This is a genomic window from Ruminiclostridium herbifermentans (assembly GCF_005473905.2).
Lineage (GTDB): Bacteria > Bacillota > Clostridia > Acetivibrionales > DSM-1351 > Ruminiclostridium > Ruminiclostridium herbifermentans.
Genome location: NZ_CP061336.1, coordinates 1166882 through 1186213, shown reverse-complemented (window position 1 = coordinate 1186213; position 19332 = coordinate 1166882). Strand labels below are relative to the sequence as shown.

The 19332-nt window shown below is 31.6% G+C and carries 19 protein-coding genes, 2 tRNA genes and 1 rRNA gene; 3 read left to right on the top strand and 19 right to left on the bottom strand.

Features of this window, described 5'->3' with window-relative positions:
- Positions 1-3 precede the first annotated feature (3 nt).
- From hprK to EHE19_RS05150, 8 genes are all read right to left on the bottom strand, one after another.
- On the bottom strand, positions 4-960 hold the full coding sequence (gene hprK, locus EHE19_RS05185; protein WP_137698382.1) for an HPr(Ser) kinase/phosphatase: 957 nt from the start codon (positions 958-960) through the stop codon (positions 4-6).
- 361 nt (positions 961-1321) lie between these two features.
- Positions 1322-1395 (bottom strand) — tRNA-Gly (locus EHE19_RS05180).
- A gap of 51 nt (positions 1396-1446) precedes the next feature.
- Positions 1447-1521: transfer RNA gene (locus EHE19_RS05175), tRNA-Gly, on the bottom strand.
- Positions 1522-1650: 129 nt separating this feature from the next.
- The gene (locus EHE19_RS05170; protein ID WP_137698381.1) at positions 1651-3303 is read right to left on the bottom strand and encodes a S8 family peptidase; all 1653 of its coding nucleotides are present in this window, start codon (positions 3301-3303) and stop codon (positions 1651-1653) included.
- Between the two features lie 3 nt (positions 3304-3306).
- Positions 3307-3567 carry a peptide maturation system acyl carrier-related protein gene (locus EHE19_RS05165; protein ID WP_137698380.1) on the bottom strand — a complete coding sequence of 87 codons (261 nt, stop codon included), beginning with the start codon at positions 3565-3567 and terminating at the stop codon, positions 3307-3309.
- 11 nt (positions 3568-3578) lie between these two features.
- The gene (locus EHE19_RS05160) at positions 3579-4694 is read right to left on the bottom strand and encodes a TIGR04066 family peptide maturation system protein (RefSeq protein ID WP_137698379.1); all 1116 of its coding nucleotides are present in this window, start codon (positions 4692-4694) and stop codon (positions 3579-3581) included.
- Entirely contained in the window at positions 4657-6159 is a 1503-nt protein-coding gene (gene ccpM / locus EHE19_RS05155; RefSeq protein WP_137698378.1) for a Cys-rich peptide radical SAM maturase CcpM, read from the bottom strand. Before ccpM ends, EHE19_RS05160 begins: the two co-directional genes overlap by 38 nt.
- Positions 6160-6298: 139 nt before the next feature.
- Positions 6299-6469 (bottom strand): CLI_3235 family bacteriocin precursor, encoded by a 171-nt coding sequence (locus tag EHE19_RS05150; protein WP_137698377.1) that lies wholly within the window; start codon positions 6467-6469, stop codon positions 6299-6301.
- A 994-nt stretch (positions 6470-7463) separates the two neighbouring features.
- On the opposite strand from EHE19_RS05150, the gene bioB reads away from it, so the two are divergent.
- Positions 7464-8468 (top strand): biotin synthase BioB, encoded by a 1005-nt coding sequence (gene bioB / locus EHE19_RS05145; protein ID WP_137698376.1) that lies wholly within the window; start codon positions 7464-7466, stop codon positions 8466-8468.
- A gap of 87 nt (positions 8469-8555) precedes the next feature.
- Complete coding sequence (locus EHE19_RS05140) at positions 8556-9098, top strand: biotin transporter BioY (protein WP_137698375.1); 543 nt, start codon at positions 8556-8558, stop codon at positions 9096-9098.
- A 250-nt stretch (positions 9099-9348) separates the two neighbouring features.
- Here the strand turns inward: EHE19_RS05140 and EHE19_RS05135 are convergent, their stop codons facing one another.
- From EHE19_RS05135 to EHE19_RS05125, 3 genes are all read right to left on the bottom strand, one after another.
- A complete protein-coding gene (locus EHE19_RS05135; RefSeq protein ID WP_137698374.1) occupies positions 9349-10080 on the bottom strand; it encodes a DUF554 domain-containing protein in 732 nt (243 codons plus the stop codon).
- Between the two features lie 12 nt (positions 10081-10092).
- Positions 10093-11430 (bottom strand): CCA tRNA nucleotidyltransferase, encoded by a 1338-nt coding sequence (locus EHE19_RS05130; protein ID WP_137698373.1) that lies wholly within the window; start codon positions 11428-11430, stop codon positions 10093-10095.
- A gap of 199 nt (positions 11431-11629) precedes the next feature.
- A complete protein-coding gene (locus EHE19_RS05125) occupies positions 11630-12016 on the bottom strand; it encodes a hypothetical protein (RefSeq protein ID WP_137698372.1) in 387 nt (128 codons plus the stop codon).
- A gap of 228 nt (positions 12017-12244) precedes the next feature.
- On the opposite strand from EHE19_RS05125, the gene EHE19_RS19935 reads away from it, so the two are divergent.
- Positions 12245-12376, top strand: coding sequence for a hypothetical protein (locus tag EHE19_RS19935; protein WP_280513965.1), 132 nt, complete (start codon positions 12245-12247; stop codon positions 12374-12376).
- Positions 12377-12539: 163 nt separating this feature from the next.
- On the opposite strand, the gene EHE19_RS05120 is transcribed toward EHE19_RS19935, so the two are convergent.
- The 8 genes from EHE19_RS05120 to rrf all read right to left on the bottom strand — a co-directional run bounded on the left by EHE19_RS05120 (position 12540) and on the right by rrf (position 19250).
- A complete protein-coding gene (locus tag EHE19_RS05120; RefSeq protein ID WP_137698450.1) occupies positions 12540-13403 on the bottom strand; it encodes a TerC/Alx family metal homeostasis membrane protein in 864 nt (287 codons plus the stop codon).
- A gap of 546 nt (positions 13404-13949) precedes the next feature.
- Positions 13950-15044: an aldo/keto reductase gene (locus EHE19_RS05115; protein ID WP_137698371.1), complete on the bottom strand. Its 1095-nt coding sequence runs from the start codon at positions 15042-15044 to the stop codon at positions 13950-13952.
- 79 nt (positions 15045-15123) lie between these two features.
- The gene (locus EHE19_RS05110) at positions 15124-15873 is read right to left on the bottom strand and encodes a M48 family metallopeptidase (protein WP_137698370.1); all 750 of its coding nucleotides are present in this window, start codon (positions 15871-15873) and stop codon (positions 15124-15126) included.
- A 46-nt stretch (positions 15874-15919) separates the two neighbouring features.
- Complete coding sequence (locus tag EHE19_RS05105; RefSeq protein WP_137698369.1) at positions 15920-16255, bottom strand: arsenate reductase family protein; 336 nt, start codon at positions 16253-16255, stop codon at positions 15920-15922.
- 34 nt (positions 16256-16289) lie between these two features.
- The gene (locus EHE19_RS05100; protein ID WP_171003613.1) at positions 16290-16916 is read right to left on the bottom strand and encodes a PilZ domain-containing protein; all 627 of its coding nucleotides are present in this window, start codon (positions 16914-16916) and stop codon (positions 16290-16292) included.
- A 177-nt stretch (positions 16917-17093) separates the two neighbouring features.
- On the bottom strand, positions 17094-17729 hold the full coding sequence (locus tag EHE19_RS05095; protein ID WP_137698367.1) for a PilZ domain-containing protein: 636 nt from the start codon (positions 17727-17729) through the stop codon (positions 17094-17096).
- Positions 17730-17893: 164 nt separating this feature from the next.
- The gene (locus EHE19_RS05090) at positions 17894-18535 is read right to left on the bottom strand and encodes a PilZ domain-containing protein (RefSeq protein ID WP_137698366.1); all 642 of its coding nucleotides are present in this window, start codon (positions 18533-18535) and stop codon (positions 17894-17896) included.
- 598 nt (positions 18536-19133) lie between these two features.
- Positions 19134-19250 (bottom strand): 5S ribosomal RNA (gene rrf, locus EHE19_RS05085).
- Positions 19251-19332: the final 82 nt, after the last annotated feature.

Sequence of the window (19332 nt, the reverse complement as noted above, 5' to 3'; positions counted from 1 at the left end):
TCCTTAGCCCATATACCCAGATTCATTATTGTATATATTATTCTTATTAATATTACCTAATACCCTCTCACTTAGCGCCTGTGCAGCATTATATCCCATCTTCTTTTGTCTGTTGTTCATTGCTGCAACCTCTACTATTATAGCCAAATTTCTTCCTGGGCTTACTGGTATTGTCAGACACGGCACAGTCAAACCTAGTACTTCTGTAAACTCATCTTCCAGCCCCAGTCTGTCATATATCTTCTTATCATTCCACGGTTCTAATTTAATAACAAGATTTATATTTTCTGTCATCTTGACTGAACCAACACCATATAAATTTTTAACATCCAGTATTCCAATTCCCCTGATTTCTATAAAATGTCTTATTATATCAGGGGCTGTACCTACTAGTGTCCTATCAGATACCTTTCTAATTTCAACATTATCATCTGCTACAAGACGATGCCCTCTTTTTACAAGTTCGAGTGCAATCTCACTCTTTCCCACACCACTTTCACCAAGTATAAGTATACCTTCACCATAAACCTCTACCAGTACGCCGTGCATACTTGTTCTAGGGGCTAGCTGAACATTAAGATATCTAATAACACCACTCATAAATCTAGAAGTAATGTCATCTGTTCTAAGAACGGGTATATTGTATTTCCTTCCCACCTCAATCATTTCAGGGAATACACCAAGTCCTCTTGCAACAACCATGCAAGGAAAACCGCATTTAAAGAAATTATCCAGTCTTCTATATCGGTCGCTTTCTCTAAGCTGCATTAAATAAGCAGTTTCTCCTTTGCCAATAATCTGCATTCTATCAGTTCCGAAGTATTCCATATATCCAGCTAATTGTAGTCCAGGTCTATTTACATCCGCAGATGTAATCTCTATTTCCTCAAAATCCTTACGTCCAGTTAATTCTTCTAATTGAAACTCATCCATTATTTCTTTTAAAGTTACAGAAAACACCAGAAAGCACCTCAATTCCGTCAATATACATACTCTTGTATTATATAATACCTGTGCTAAAAAGAAAACACGGTAATACAATTAATTTACAGTATACCTCATATGAATGTTACTATTCAGTCTATTAATTTCAAGTCAATTACTATCATCTAAACATTCGATGATATTTGCTAATAGTTTAGGTAAGAAAGCTACTCTCACCAACATGTTCAATAACCCACTTATAGTTCGCTATAATGAGCAGCATGTTCTTACAAAGTGATAAGAATTTCTGCTGTTCACATGATAACTTGATAATAACCGTACTTCTTCAACGCACATAAAGAAAGAACTATTCTAATTCAGAACAGTTCTTCCTTTGTGGAGCGGGTAGAGGGAATCGAACCCTCGCAATCAGCTTGGAAGGCTGATGTTCTACCATTGAACTACACCCGCATAAAACCATATACAATTTATACAACAACTAACGCAAAACTATGTAAATAATGGAGCGGGTTAAGAGATTCGAACTCTCGACTTTCACCTTGGCAAGGTGACACTCTACCACTGAGTTAAACCCGCATGACCTTTACGCAAGAGTTATTATACATATCATAAATCATTTTGTCAACACATTTAATTAAATTTTTTACTAAAATTATCTAAAAACTATCTAAATTTTTTACTAACTACAAACACAAAATATAACTCTTATTCACAGTTAAGCTTGTTATTCTCGTCAAACAATTCAACAATATATTGATAAAGTGTCTCTATATAGAATTCATTTGTAATATTTATTATTTTCTCACCAGTACTCTCATGTTCATCACCTGCGATGATAAGTATATTTTTGCTTTCTGTACTAATATCAATAATATCGTATGTATTTTGGTTTTGACCGCTTAGAATACAAATTTTAATATCTATTTCATATCTGTTTTCCAGCCATTTAAAATAATCAGTTTCTCTATTTAAAGCATCAATACCCAAAATAATTATATCAGGATCATATATCCTGCTTAGGTGTTCAAGAGAAATGTACTCCGACTCTTCTCCTTGTACATTTCCCATACTCGGCAAGTATTCTATCCCATATGCAATTCCTCTACATGAATCTGACACTGCAATAGCGTTATAACCTCTTTCACAAAAAATATCCTTTAATTTTCCTATACAATTAAGAAATACAATACTGCTAAAATCATATATAGCTATAACAGGCATATCAATATATGCTTTTTCACCACTTGTTACCTTTGTATAGACTGACGGATGAAATATTTTTATCCTTTCACTATTGTCATTGTAGTAAATATTTTGATACAGATTAGTATCTCCAAGGCAGACTAGGTTCATATCCATGCTTCCAAGAAAATCAACTAAATCGTTAAGATTAGTGCCTTTTAATGTGCAAGTTGAAGGGGGCAAATTGGCTATAACAGTATCAATTCCATCAAGAATGTCCTTACTTTTTTTTAAGTATTCAAAAACTCTTTCAAAAACTTCCCCACTTTTGCAACATTCAATGTCAACTACTCTTTTAACAATTCCCTTGTAAGGTATATTTACATTTTGTTTTTTTGAACAGTTTGTATTGAATATTATAGCATTCTCTATCCAGTCAGCCCTTGGGTACATGTTTGCATGCCAATTTGCAGACAAGTCATTTTCCGCACCCTCCGCAAGCTTGCGCTTAATTTCATGAAAGGACATATTAGGATTATTTTTTAAAATATTATATACTATTGCAGTTATCATAGGTGCTGCGAAACTGTTACATGGAGTTGTTGTTTTTTCACTTCCATCATATTTTACTAGAGAATGTGATGCGCATGCTGTTATATCAATTCCATCTAAAGAATAATAATTGTACCTATACTGTCCTTCCTGCAACTTGCCTTCAACATCACATTTTACCCCGATAACATTGGATAAAGAGGCTGGTTGAGTAAATACGTTCCCATTGTTACATGCTGCAACAATAATGACTCCTTTATGAGCAGCATAATTAACAGCCTTTCGCACCTCTTCATAATCCCAAAAGTTAATTGTACCAAGGCTTAAGTTTACTAGCTTTATTTTATTGTCCCCACACCAATAAAGCGCTTTAACAAGCTGGTCTCTGACTCCTCGCCCGGTATCATTCAGCACTTTTATACTGCCCAATCTAGCATAAGGACTATATTTTTTTATTATAGCACCGCAAATAGTACCGTGGCTAGGCTCGTATAGGGAGCAATCCTCTCGCTGAAGTATTTGAAGATCTCTGGTTACTTCTAAATTCAACCACAGACTTCCTGTGTTATAAAGTTTTTCATTTACCCCGTCATCAATAATAACAACTTTCAATTGAATACTCATTTGTCATCCATTTCTCAATTCATCATATATAATTTTACAGATACCGTTATATGTACTGAATTGACCAGAGACAATAGCATCTTGTGGAATTTTTATTGAAAATTCCTTCTCAACATCAAAAAATAAATATAATAAATCTCTAGGAGGCATGCCAAACTCTTGTCCTAAAAGTTTTTTATCTCTAAACTTATCTTTATTTTGGCCCATCTCTATCCCAAATCTTCTCTTAAATATATCATCTAGCTTTTTCTCTATGTGTTCCATTTTTTACCTCCTTAAAAAGCCGATACTTCTGCATAGCTGCTTAATTTATCCAATATGAATTTGTACATTCTATCCCCATGATCTTCCTCAAGAATATTATAGATTGGTGTTTCTAACCCAGATAAATTTTCTATTTTTTTATTAATAGCCGTAGAATCCAGCAGGGTATAGCACATTTCTAGAGATGATTCAGTTTTTATCCAGTCAAAATGATAATTTGATAAATTGAAGCAATCCACTTTAAAGCCTAATTTATATTGCAAGGATTTGCAAACGTTTTCAAAATAAGCAGGTTTATATTCTTCATACAGGACACTGCAAATGGCTGCATCTGGAATAACAGCCTGAGAAATTTCATAGGAAGTAATTCCATAATTGCAGGTGTACTTATTATTAAGTTTCATTGTCCCACCAGGCAGCCCTATAATTATAACATCTGGCTGTTCTTCCTTTTCAATTTTCTTTATATAATGGTTGAACAAGGTTATCTTTTCTGGCTCTGATAAGCTATTGCCAAACATAAAACTCGGCATAGAGTGAAAACCTAAAAGTTCACAATATTTTTTTGTCCCTACTTGGCTAACTTTATAACCTTCATTAATCAACCTTTTTCTGAGCGCTAGCTGAACTTCAAATTTATTTGTTCTCTCCGATATTCCTAATACAAAAATAACTGGTGTATTTATGCTATAGATTTCACTTTTTTCTGGGGATGACCATACTTCATTATCACTCAAAAACTCACAACTTACATCATTTTCCAAAGCAAGGTCAATTAGTTGCTTTTTTATCTTGTCGCAAACTATTAATTCACAAAGGATATTCTTCTTTTCTGTTATGGCTTCCAACATTTTGGGATAAACTACTTTTTCAAAATCTAGTTTCCAATGAGAATCAATAAATAGCACAGTTTCACAGGCATCTAAAGCTTCTTTAAAATTCCCCTCAACCTTTATTCCTATTTCTTTCAACTTGCCTGCACTTCCTGCATCCTTGCCTACTAGACCCCATCCATTAGGAGAGACTAATTTTGTTATTACATATCCATGTAAAAGTTCTGTATGCTTAATTACAGCTGAAAAGTTATTATCAAAGGGATATACCAGCAACTTTTGTTTCTGTAGCATCTTCTTTTACCTCCAATTGTTTTTTTGTAAATTGAACAATAGGTTCTTCCTCTTCATCAAAGTTATATCCCAACTCTAATAATGTACAGAAGTCCTTCAATTGCTCTTCTATTTCTCTTTTTGTATTTACACATTCCTTCAACCTCTTTTCTGAGGTCAACTCTTTTGTGTCGTCTGCAAAAGCAGCACATTGGTTACAATATCTAAAAGCCCAACAATTCTTGCAGCTTTCCTCAGTAACCTTAGCTACATTGAGTATTCTAAAGCACTTTTCTAAATCAAAGCCATCCTCTACGTTCCCTATCTTCATTACCTCGGAAGCTTCGCTTACCCGCTCGCAAGGGTAAAATACACCGTCTGTATCCATAAACAGTCTCATCTGTCCAGGTATGCATGGTCCTCCAGGATGACCATAATCAGAAAGACCTAATGTAAGTGTTCTTTTATTAGTATATTTGCTTTTTAACCTATCAAAATAAAATAGGTTTAACTTACTAACATACTTTTTTTCAAGCCGTCCCAGCTTGTGTAAGAAAACTTTAAAAAATTCATATCTATATTCTGTTCTAAAATTTTCATTTGTCGAGAAAGGTTCTTCCAAATAATTTGTAGAAGGCAAAGTAGACATTTGAGTAATATCCTTTACCATATCGTAATTCATAAAAAACTCCGATATGCACTTAAAGTCAGCCATTGGATCAACAACCACATTAAACAATATATTTTTAAAATACTCAGGGTATTTTCTCTTGAGATTTTCCATATTCTCCATTATTTTATCAAAAGAACCTTCCCCGCTGCCTGCAAACTTTCTATGATTGTTATGAATTTCTCTTGGTCCATCTAGACTTATGCTAAGCATGATATCGTTTTCATATAAATACTTTATAACATCTTCATTTAGAAGTGTTGCATTGGTTGTAATTGAAAAGGACAGTTCTTTTCCCTCAGCTTGTTCCTTTGCATATTCTACACACTTCTTTATAAGTTCAAACTCCAAAAGTGGTTCTCCACCGTAAAATCCCACATTTATATTTTTTGAACCTTGAGAATGTTCAATTAAAAAATCAATTCCCTTTTTTGCTATATCAAAGTTCATCCTTTTACTTTGATGTCTCCTGTTCTGATAATGACCAGAATCACCCGAATAAATACAATATTCACACCGCAAATTACATTGCTGTGTTACCTGTAAAATAATCTTTTCTAGGGTACTGTCTAGAATATCATTCAGATTTTTACTTGCAGGATGCAATATCTCTTTTACCTTGTTATTTGATAAAAATCCATTCTTAATCATTTTATTAACTTCATTTTCGGTATTTAATTGAATTTCATTTGTCTTTCCATTTAAATAATCATAGGCTTCCTTACTTACCTTTATAATTTTGCTTGTGTTGACGTCATATATATAGTATCCGCCTGCTGTACAAAATGGATAAATAAACGGTTTTAATTCAAGCATAAACGTCCTCCGCACATTCTTTAAATTAGTCCAGCAAAAATAACTTTTTGCTGGACTTTTAACAATCAATTTCCTGTTGAGTAATATATCATGGGATATATTACTCTTATATTTCGTTAGATTTGAGGTTTAGGCTGTTTTAGTAATATTGTCCGCGCCAGATATTATGATTTATACTGAATAGATCGGATGGACACATGCTGTTGCAAGCAGCATTACAATCAGTAGCCTTATTGCTATAAGCCTCAACACTCTCTACCATTTCGTGAACTTTTTTTCCTAATTTTCTCATCATTTCACCTCCTAACATTTTGACCTCCGAATGTCAAAACTCGCGACTACTCTGACATTCAATCTATACTGAATCCCTATAATTCCTCGAGGTTTATTTTAAAGGAGTCAATATCAAATAACCTGCTTGTCCATGAAAGAATTATGGACTCCATCATCTTTTCATATCCTTAAAAAATGATGGTAAACTACATATACGTTGACGGATTATTTTTACTAGGTTATTAGCTAAAATTGAGTATCTCACATATCTACATTCACAATTAAGCTAAGCAGCAATTTGTTTTATCGGAAATAATATTAACACAGTAATTTTTTTATAGATTGCATTTTTATTGTAATTTTCATGTAAATCATATGATATTATTTATCCTCCTATTAAAACCTACAAAATTAATCAAGATAAATAAAACTAATGAACATGGAATACTTGCAGCTATTATCAAAATCAAATTCCAGCACTCTCTAGTTTTGCAGTTTTCTACAATGCTTATAGTTTTCAGTCAACCCCTTAATTTTCATAAATATTTGCAATTAAAATCATTTATGTATCATCTATACTTTTTCAAGTATTTTGGTAACAAAGCATTGTTAAGATGGCGTTTGAACTAAGGTCTGTTTATAACCTACGACTGTATTTCTGCGGCAAAGTATTGTAAAGCTTTAGCATTGTAAGGCTTTTCACGTATAAGTATAGTAAAATGATTGATTTAATTTGTTGATTAGTCATCTATTATATGTGGCTGGATAATAACACTACAACACCAATTGTCAACCACAAAACCATTTTATAGTTGACAATTATTCATTAATCCTTTATACTGCAAATTAAAATAAGAAGTAATTCTTGTTACTGCTAATTCTAAAAAGCGTAATGTTAGTTCTAAATTTGTTTAATGTTTTACAAAGTGAAGACTGGAAATGTAATTAACTAAGTCATAAATATTATATTGGAGGTGACAAGTCCATGTAATTTCCTACATTTATGTAGAATAAAGGACATGAACATAAATATGATAGATTTAGCAAAAGAGATTATCGCAGGCAGGCGTTTAAAAAGAGGAGAAGATTTTAGTATCTTTTTAACTGCTGCTTCAACTGAACTATTTGAAGGTGCAAATATGATCCGTGAAGCATTATGCGGCAACCATGTTGACCTTTGTTCCATTATAAACGGTCGCAGCGGCCGATGTAGTGAGAACTGCAAATTCTGTTCTCAATCAGCTTATCATAAAACAGAAATAAAAGAATATGATTTTTTAGACCCTGATGTAATTTTACAAGCTTGCAAAGCAAGTGAATCCAAAGGTGTACATCGTTTTTCTATTGTTACATCAGGAAGAACCTTAACAGATGAGAATTTTGAAAAGGCTATTGCTGCATATGAAAAAATGCATAAAGAATGTAAAATTGGACTGTGTGCCTCTCATGGTTTTTTAACTTTGGAACAATTTTATCGTTTAAAAGAAGCTGGAGTTTCAATGTACCATGAGAATATAGAAACCTCTAGACGATACTTTCCAAATGTTTGTACTACTCATACATACGAAGATAAAATTCATTCAATTGAGTTAGCAAAAGCAGCAGGCTTAAAAATTTGCTCTGGTGGCATTATTGGTATGGGTGAGAGTTGGAATGACCGTATTGATATGGCTATAAGCCTGTCAGAATTACAAGTAGACTCTATTCCAATTAATGCCTTGATGCCAGTTAAAGGTACAAAATATGAAAATTTAAGTCCTCTTTCTGAAGATGATATTTTAAGAACAATTGCTATCTTTCGTTATATTAATCCAGCGTCATATATTCGTATGGCAGCAGGCAGAAGCTATTTCAACGATGGCGGTTCAAGTATATTTCTATCTGGTGCTAATGCAATGCTTACTGGCGATTTATTAACAACTGTAGGTAGTAGCACTAAACAGGATATAGAAATGTTAACAAATATGAATTTTAATATTGAAAAAACACTTAGCGACTCAAAATGCAAATTTGAAAAAGTAGTTGTCCAATCTTAATGTAAAACCGGATTATAAAGCCAATCCTTTTTACTTCTTTTGAAGAAGTTGAGTTAACAAATAAATATATTGAAACGGAGATTAATTATGGAAAAGAAATTTAATGTTTATCAAATTGTATTTATAGGAATTATGTCTGCAGTAATTTGCATATTAGGACCATTGTCATTTCCAATAGGCATAATACCCATTTCCTTTACAAACCTTGCTATATATTTTGTGCTTTATATACTTGGCATGAAAAAAGGTACCATAAGCTACATAATCTATATGCTAATCGGCTTAGCAGGTATTCCTGTATTCTCTGGTTTCTCAGGCGGCCCTTCTAAGCTTTTAGGTCCTACAGGCGGATACCTTTTTGGATTTATATTTATGGCACTGATAGCTGGATTTTTTATAGACAAATTTTTTGACAAATGGTACTTATGCATTATAGGCATGATATTAGGTACTGCTGTTTGCTATACTCTTGGCACTATCTGGCTGTCATATCAAGCAAATATGTCAATAGGTGCAGCACTTTTTGCAGGCGTAATTCCATTTATACCAGGAGATTTTATTAAAATAATTATAGCTTCATATCTAGGTCCTCAGATGCGTAACAGATTAGTTAAGTTCAATTTACAATAAGAAGTAGGTTTGAAAAATGCAAAGTTGACATTTGGCGCATTCATCGTTCTCACATATCAAAAAGCTTCTTAAGCTTTTTGTGGATTTGAACAAGTTTTCTTAAATGCATGAATTAGTTTATGGATATTGAACCATTAACTATTTCATGCATTTTAATTTGGCAGCAAACCATTGATAATTCTGCCACACAAATAGAGTTTATATACGAAGTTTAAGTTATTTAAATATACTGTAATATACGTAAAAACTGCTAAAACCCTAATAAACTTTTAATTATGTAATATAATACAGGAATAAATATGGCAGGAAGTAAATTCCCTATTTTTATTTTCTTAATTTCTAGTAAGTTCAATCCAATAGAAAATATCAGTATGCCTCCTATTAATGACATTTGGGAAATTACCATATCATTTAGCCACGGTTTTACAAAACCAGCTAAAAGAGTTATACTTCCTTGATAGATAAAAACTGATACTGCTGAAAATGCTACACCTATTCCTAGTGTGGCTCCAAAAATAATTGCTGTAACACCATCAAGTATAGATTTTGCAAATAATGTAGAGGTATTTCCTAAAAGTCCATCTTCTAGCGCTCCCACAATAGCCATAGCTCCTACACAATATATCAAACTAGCAGAAACAAAACCTTCTGAAAATGAGCCTCCCTTTGTGGGTATTTTGCTTTGAATCCACGTTCCCACATTTTCTAATCTTTTTTCAATTTTAAGAAATTCACCTATTAATCCGCCAATTACTAAGCTAAAAATCATTAGCATTGTAAATTGAGTATCCAATTTATTTCCACTAACTATAGTTATCATTTCTTTAATGGTTCCAGATATCCCAATAAACAACACCGAAAGTCCAATACCTTGCATGACTATTTGTTTGTATCTTTCTGGAATCCCGCTTTTCAGAAAATATCCTGCAATACCGCCTGCAATTACAGCTCCAGTATTTACAATTGTCCCAACACCTATCAACTTGTCCACTCCCTATGAAATATTATTCTTCGCTAAGTCAATCAATATTTGCCTGTCATTGAGTTCAGGATTCTCTAATACACATTCCAGCAAATAGTTTAGCATGTTATTTAGTTCCTTGCCAGGGTTCATGCCAATGGAAATCAAGTCATATCCATTAACAGCCAAATCCTTTTTACTCAAGCAATGACTTTCAGCCTTAATTTTGTTATATATTTTTAAAATATTTTTGAACTTTACTAATCTTTCCTCTAGATATACGCTATTCTGACTCATTGCATCAGCTTTTTGAACTTCTATTAATTCAAGAAAAGAATCTTCTCCAACCTTGTTGATTACCTTTTTGATAGATTTCTCATTGTCAAATATATCTGAATCATGGTGAAGTACAAGGTTTGTTATTTTTTTAATTGATTCTTTATCAAATCTAAGCCTATTCAATATATTTCTAGCTAAATCTGCTCCAACCTGCTGATGCCCATAAAAATGGTCTATCCCTTTTTCATCAGTTGTTTTTTGTATCGGTTTCCCAATATCATGCAAGAGCATTGTCCATCTAAGAATATTAGTGTTTTTCACATAATCTACTGAACGTAAAATATGTTCTGAAACACTATACATATGATAAGGATTGTTCTGCTTAGTGCTATAGCATGCAATAAACTCAGGAATTATATGTTCTAACAAGCCTGTCTTATACAACAAATCAAAATGCATTGGATTAGGAGATACTAAAATTTTATTTAGTTCATCTCTTATCCTTTCATTACTTATATTTTCTATCAATAAAGAATTTCTCTTAATTGCATCAAAAGTAGCTGCGTCGATACTAAAACCCAGCTGGGCACTAAAGCGTATGGCTCTGAGCATCCTTAATGCGTCTTCCTTAAATCTCAAATTAGCATCTCCTACCGCTCTTATCTGACAATTGTCCAGATCCTTAAGTCCCTCAAAATAATCAATCAGCCCTTCTTTAGGATGATATGCAATAGCATTTATTGTGAAATCACGCCTAGCTAAATCATCTTTTAAACTAGAAGTAAATTGAACACTATCAGGTCTTCTATTGTCAGAATATTCACCATCAATACGATATGTTGTAACTTCACAAAACTCATCATTTATAAAAACGCTTACAGTGCCGTGCTTGATACCCGTATCGAATGTTTTCTCAAATATTTTTTTTATATCTTCAGGAAATGCATTTGTTGTAATATCCCAATCATAAGGAATTATTCCAAGGATACTATCTCTAACACAGCCACCAACTATAAAAGCTTCAAAACCAGATGAATTCAGTTTTTCTATAATAACCCCTACATTGTCAGGGATAAATAACTTGTGTTTCATTATTCCCTCGCCTCATAAGTATATTTGAACTTTAAATAACATGTTTATGCAAAAAATAATATTTTCATTTCAGCCAAATATGAGGAAATAGAGTAAAGTCACCAAAATATAATTAAATAAATCCAATATACTCCAGCTCTTTACCTATTCAACCCATTTATTATATGTAATTGTAACACAAATATCAAATTAAAATACACTACTTGTTATGTACAAAAGCAACTATGCTAGAAATTAATATTTCTGCAACTACTCCCACTGATGCATTATTATTATGTGGACAGGAGGAGCAAAGAATTGTATTATTGTTTCTGGCAAGGCAGTCATTAGTAAGGGAGCAGGATGGTGGTGTAGCTGGTAAGATCAGCAACCTTATGTATGTAGGCTCCTTCCCTATTATCACTCCAGTAAAACCGCTGCCAGCCGCTCCTCCGCAGTTAACAAATATAGTAACAGTATTTCCAATAAATTCTTCAAAGTCAAGATTTCTCAAATTCTCTTTCTTGTAAACATCAATATCTACCTTTTCATAATACTTGGTATCATATCTCTTTTTATGATGGGATGACTTTTTTTTTGATTTCATTATTCATACCTCAATGTATACTCCTAATTTATTATATTACACTTGCAGAATATTGCTAATGAAGTAACAAATTTAATTTTAAAATTTTGTAACACTTAATTTTAATGTGAATACTATATTATTAGCCAAGTAATTACTTATTTCTTACAAGTATCCTAAGTATATTATAGTGTACTTTGCTTGGAATTTTGCTTAATTTATTTTATTTTGGGAGGGAGTGTCAAAATAATGTCAAAAAAAGGTGGATGTCTTGGTGATTGCTTCTGCAACCTATTTGATGGTGATACAATTTGGGTAATAATAATTCTTATTATCCTATTCTTGTGCTTCTGCTGTGGAAAGCAAGACGATTGCTGCTAAAAATCATCTGTTCCAAGCCTGCAAATTGGTTAGACCAATGTTGCTAATGTCTAATAAAAATAAACTCATAGGTATCGTTTGCCTATGAGTTTATTTCTATATAAATATATCCAAAACTTTTCCTGTTATAAAAATTGTGAATGTAGAAGCATAAATGTTTTTACTAAAGATCAACTTTTTTCAATTTAACTTCTTCTTCATCTTTCTTTTCTTTTCTAGTAGCTATAAGTGAAATAATAATACTGCCCACTAATAAAGCAAAAATTGTTGCAAGAGATATTACAATAGGAATCTCAATATGGAAGAATAATATTCCCAGCTTTACTCCAGTAAACATCAATATCAATGCCACACCAACCTTAACATATTTAAACTTCTCATGTAATGCATTAAGCACAAAATACAAGCTTCTTAGCCCAAGAATGGCAAAAATATTTGAGGTATATACAATAAATGGGTCTGTAGATATTGAGAATACAGCAGGTATTGAGTCAATAGCAAAAAGAACGTCTGATGACTCAATAATTATTAGTACAGCAAATAATGGTGTAGCTAATAATTTTCCACCATGTCTAATAAAAAACTTTTCTTCGTGCAATGTGTCTGAAACAGGGATAATTTTCTTTAAAATTTTTAAAACCTTACTATCAGTGTAATCCTTATTATCTTCATGCCCAAATATCATTTTGAAGCCGCTTACAATCAAAATTAATCCAAAAATGTATAATATCCAATGTATACTATTAACTACTTTTATTCCTAATAGAATAAATATTGCTCTTAATACAATAGCACCGATAATACCATAGTTTAAAGTTCTTCGCTGATATTCCTTTTTAATTCCAAAGCTGGTGAATATCATTAAAAATACAAATAGATTATCTACACTCAAACTTAGTTCAATAATATATCCACCAAGAAATTCTAACGCTTTTGCTGACCCCTCAAAATACCATACTCCAAGATTAAATAATACAGCTAAACTCATCCACATCAAAACAAACTTTACTGCTTTCCTTGCAGTCATCATAGCAAGCCTCCTTTAATAATACAACATCGCAAAATTAAGCTTTCCCACAAAAGTCATATTTCAAACAAAAAAACCTTGAATGTGTATGTCTACATCATTCAAGGTCTTGCTTTCCACTATGGAGAATAAAGCCAGGCATTTCTTGCCGATTGTTGACTTTATCGCTTTCAAGCTACTCCCCTTTACTTTCTATTAAGTCTAACAAAATAATTTACATTAGTCAATGATTAAAACTCGAAAATAAAGCTTTTTTCATACATGGTGTATTCTCAAATCAAGAAAACCACAAGTCTTTAAACATCACTTTTTAAATAAAGCCGTCTATGAGAACAAGGCAGCTCTATTTATATCTACAATTCTATTTTCCAATATCTAATTTAATCCTTACCGTTTAATCAAATGAGCAGTTCTTTATATTTCAATCTTATCATCACCTGTATTAGCATTTTGTCCTGACACTGCCAAAAGATTATATTTAGGTAAGAAACTAATGAATAATTAAGCTAAAATTTCTAAGCTATAAGTTCTTATATAAGTACTTTTCTAATATTCTGTTCCCCATTCATATGTCTCTTTAAGTCTACTAATTATTGGCAAATGCTGAGTACATTTTCTTTCACATAGCCCGCAGCTTATACACTCATTTGCCTGTTTGTAGTTAATACCCCAATGGTATCTTAAATAATCATAAATCCCTTTTGTGTCACCTAGAATATGATTGTTGTATGAAAGCATGAACTTTGATACTGGTATTCCTTTTGGGCAGTGCTCACAATATCTACAGCCTGTGCAGAGTTTATCCATAGAACTAAACAATCTTTTTTCAATTTCTTTTAACTTGTTTTCATCCAACTTCACTAGGCTGTTTCCAATTTTACAATTTTGAATTACTTCTTCCATACTTCCCATACCACATAAAACAGTTGTTATTTCGTCATGTGAAGCATTAAACTTAATTGCCGCATCAACTACTGTCTTGTCATCTGCTCCTCTGATAAAATCAAAATAATCTGCCTTTTGAGGTATTAGGCCCCCTCCAAGCGGGTTCATTGTAGCAATACCTAAACCTTTTTCATAGGCTGCTTTTAAACCCTTTTGCCTAAAAGGAAAGTTAATAATATTATAACCAACAGTCATTCCCTCAAAACATCCCTCATTTACAATTGTTTCAATTTCATCACCACTACAGTGGGTTGAAAAGGTTATATGTTCAATGAGACCTTCTTCCTTTGCCTTAAGCGCAGTCTCATACGCTCCGCCCTTAACCATTCGGCTTCTATAATCATCAATATCTAAAATACACCATATGTGAAAGAAATTTATCTTTTCTAAGTTCATTCTTTTTAGTGAAGTTTCCAACGTCTTGCGTAGCTTTGTTCCATCTCTTTCACTACATTTTGTTGAAACATAAAATGGGTTCTTCATCATTTTAAAAGCATGAGCCATAATCTTTTCACTATGATCGTCACAATATCCTGGAGCCGTATCAAAATAATTAACTCCAAGTTCATTTGCCTTAACAACAAACTCAGCACACTTATCGTAGTCGTATTCTCCATTTACTTTAGGAAATCTCATTCCACCAAAACCAATTACAGATATATCTTTTCCAGTCTTTCCATACTTTTTGTAAATCATGTGCCCTCCACTTTTTATAATATTTTTTAACAATATATTGTGCTCTAAATAGATTTTATATTGTAATATCGTAAATAATTCAATCAAAGTTTAAACTTTCTCCATTATGTCTTAACCAATCTCTATAATTCTTATACTGTGGAGAAAAAGTACCAACAATCTTCCAAAACTCCTCAGAATGATTCATGGCAATCATATGGCATAATTCATGAACGATCACATAATCAAGCACTTCTAAAGATGCCATTATGAGTTTCCAATTCAAATTTATATTACCTTTACTACTGCAACTACCCCATCTAGTCTTCTGCTCTCTAATTGTCACTTTCTTGGGGAACACACCTATCTGTGCTGAATAATGATTAATTCTTTCTGCAGCTATGTGTTTGAATTGTTCTATATACCATTGTCTCAATATTTTTTTTATATTATCAGTATTAAAATTAATGGGTAAATCAATTACAATATTTTTACCCTCTATCTTAACAGTTGCTTTTTTACAACTGCTATCTCTACAAATTTTTAGTTCAAATTCATTTCCTAAATATAAAAATGATTCGCCATTATAAAACATTTTAGGGCTTTTAGCTTTTTCTGCTCTACTCTTTAACTCCAAAAGCTTTTTTTGAATCCATGAAGACTTTTTATACATGAGTTCATTAATGTAACTTTCCGAAACTCTATATGGACTGGTCACTTTAACTAATCCATTTTTATCTATAGTAATTCCAATTGTTTTTCTATTGCTTCTAGTTACAATATAGTTTATCTCAGTATCTTCAACTTTAATGTTAAAAAGCTTCTGGTTTTTCTGAATATCACTTCCCAATTAAACTAACCCCCACACTTGAAATGCATACAACATTTCAAAGTTTCTATTCCCATTGCTCCCAGATTTCTGGTTTATATCCAACAGTAGCCTTTTTCCCATTTCTTACAATCGGTGCATTGAACAGTTTGGGATTTTTTAAAAGAACTTCCTCAGCTACTTTTCCAACTCCTAAATTCCTCATGTTTAGTCTTTCATAATCCTTACCGTCTACATTTATCAATTCTCTAATTCCCACAGAAGCTTTTATACTTTCGTATTCACCCTTACTAAGACCATATTTATGCAAATCAATATATTGGTAGCTTATTCTTCGCTCTTTAAAATACCTTTCAGCTTTTTGTGTTTCAAAGCCTTTTGCTCCATAAATTTGAATATTCATACCTTTGACCTTTCAAATACTCTTTAACTTAATATTAGTAATTATATCCTAATAAGTGTTTATAAATTAATGCATTCTCATCTTTTAATAACTGATAAATTTTATTTTTCGTATTATATAAATTACTTCTGTCTTTGTTTATAATTTGAATTCCATATTCATATCTATTAAAGCTTTTAGTTTTTCTTACAACTACAGCTTCAAATTTTAAAATATTATTTGTTAAAAATATATTAACTTCTAAATTACTACCAATTTCATAATTGCCTTTTGAATAAATACGCATGCCTGAGTAGCTAATGTCTATTATACACGCATCATCCCAATTACTAGTTCCCATTAGTCTTACATCTGCAAGTAAGGATGCAGGATACCTATAAAATTCTCGCCTTTTTTGATCTTCATAATCTACATTAATCCTTTTTGAAAAAATAAGATAGTTATCATTATTTAGGGTAAAAGCAATAACTCTTCCTCCATAAAGCAACAGTTCACCATCACATCCGAGCGTTGCTAATATAACAGGGTCACCCTTAACAAAACTAATATCTTTTCTCTTGATATTATCGAATTTTATAGTTATTAATTTGTTAATATCTCCGCTTACTACTGTACAACTCAAAGGTTTTAATTTAGCATAATGCTTCAGTACTAAGTTCATTTTGCATCCCATCCTTCAAGTATTATCTCTAATACTTGTATGTATTATAATTTTTAGAAACTGTTGATGCATGTAAATTGTTAAAAGATAATATAAAACAAAACTTAGTTTATATTCTTTTACTGTATGTCCAATATTGTAATCTAAAATTAGGCAATTCAAGACAAGCTTATATAATTAAACTTTAAAAGCTAGACTAGATAAATGTCTTAACATTATATCTTTTTCATTTTGTATTATTGAAGCAACCAAACTTTGTGCAGAATACATAGCATTCTTATCTCTATGTATTATTTGTAACCCATACTCATTTCTGCCAAAGTATTTTGATTTTCTCAATATTCCGGCTTCAAAGGTCATAACGTTCGTACTAAAATATAAATTTATGTCTATTACGCTGTCTATTTCAAAATCTCCAGGAGAATAAATGCACATACCCGAATAACTTATATCCTTTATACATGCAGCTTCTCTCTTACTAGAACCCACTTGCTTTATATCTGCAAGCAATGAAGTTGGAAACCTATTAAATTTTCTTCTTTCTTCTATAATTGGTTCTACTTCATTAGAGCATATAATGTAACAATTTTCTCTTGGCATAGAAGCAACTACACTACCGCCATTAATCTCAATATTTTCCTGATGTGATAACAACCCTATTAATACAGGATCTCCTTTTAAAAAATCTGCCTCATTGCTCTCATTTTCACATAATTTTACAGTAAATAATTTTTTTATATCCCCACTTAATACTGTACACTTAATTGGTTTAAGTTTACTATAATGCTTTAATACTAAATTTAAATTCTGCATATTTCCTCCAATATTTGCTACGTATATTAGTATGAATAAGTTTTGTTATTAATTGCTGCGATTGATACTGTGAATAATTTTGATTTTATTGGTTCAAGGAATTTTAAAAAGCCATTATAGATTTTTTATAGTATTTTTGATTACGATATCACCTTCTATTATAGTTATATTGTAGATTTTGCATTTATTAGCTGTCTATGGATTAAATTTCTTTCATTCTGAACTAAATTATTTAGCTGAGCCTGTGTAGAAAGCATAGAATTCTTGTCTCTATGTATAATTTGAATTCCGTACTCATTCCTTCCAAAATTTATTTTTTTTCGTACAATACTTCCATCAAATGTTACTACATTATTACTTAAAAATATGCTTATGTCAACTTTATCATCTATATTAAAATCTCCTGATGAATAAACACCCATACCTAAATAACTAAAATCCTTTATGTATAAACTTGCTCTATCGCTTGAATTTTCATACTTTATTTCTCCCAATAATGATGTAGGAAATCGCTCATATTGTCTTTTTTCCTGTTCTTTCGATATATTCAAAACTTCATTTTTACATAGAATATATTTGTGGTTTTGCTTATTAGCACCAATTACACTTCCTCCAGCAAGGTTCAAAGAATCATCTTTATTCAATGTTCCTATTAATACAGGATCCCCTTTAATTACTTCTAACCCCTTACTCTCATTATCAACAATTTCTATTGTGAATAAATTATCTTCATCACCGCTTACTACTTTACAATTTATAGGCCTTATTTTATTATAATGCCTTAACACTAAGTCAACCTTTTTCATTATGTCCTCCCTATGTAGTCAAGTGTTAAATAATAAAGTAATCTAATATTGTTAACTATAATTTTGCTAAGTTATCTATATAAAAATTATACACCTTATACGAAAATATGCCAATAACATAAAGAAATTTTACACTATGAAGCACTTATTTACCTATATTCCCACGTTTTATAACATAATGAATAAGAGTCCATATTGATATAGCTTTCTGAGAAATGTATCTATTTTAGCGCGTATTGTTTACATAACATATCGTAAATAGCTAAGAAATTAAGAAGTAAAATAAATAAAAATTTTCTTGAATCATATAGTATAATTTCAACAAAGTTTAGAATATTAATCATTACTATAAAATTCCACTGAAAATAAGCAATCACTGCAATACCATTGAAAAATGACTTTTTATAAATTGCTCTTTTGGGGTGCATTATTTCATGCATACTATACGTAATTAAAAAACTATATGAATCGCATAAATGCAAATTTTCATGAATAATTTCAATAAAAGTTTAGGGTGTATCTGAACTAAAATTTAGACTGCAAAGTAATTATAAATAAAAACAGAGTTCCAAGCTATGCGCTCGAAACTCTGATATAATTCTGGCAGAGACTTACTTTCCCAGGCCGTCGCCAGCCAAGTATTATCAGCACTGAGATGCTTAACTTCCGTGTTCGGTATGGGAACGGGTGTGTCCATCTCGTCATATCCACCAGAAACTTTATCTCTTCTTAAAGTTTTACTCCTCGAAGAGTTTTTGACTTAATTTTTTACTGCTATTCATTAAATGTACCTTTAC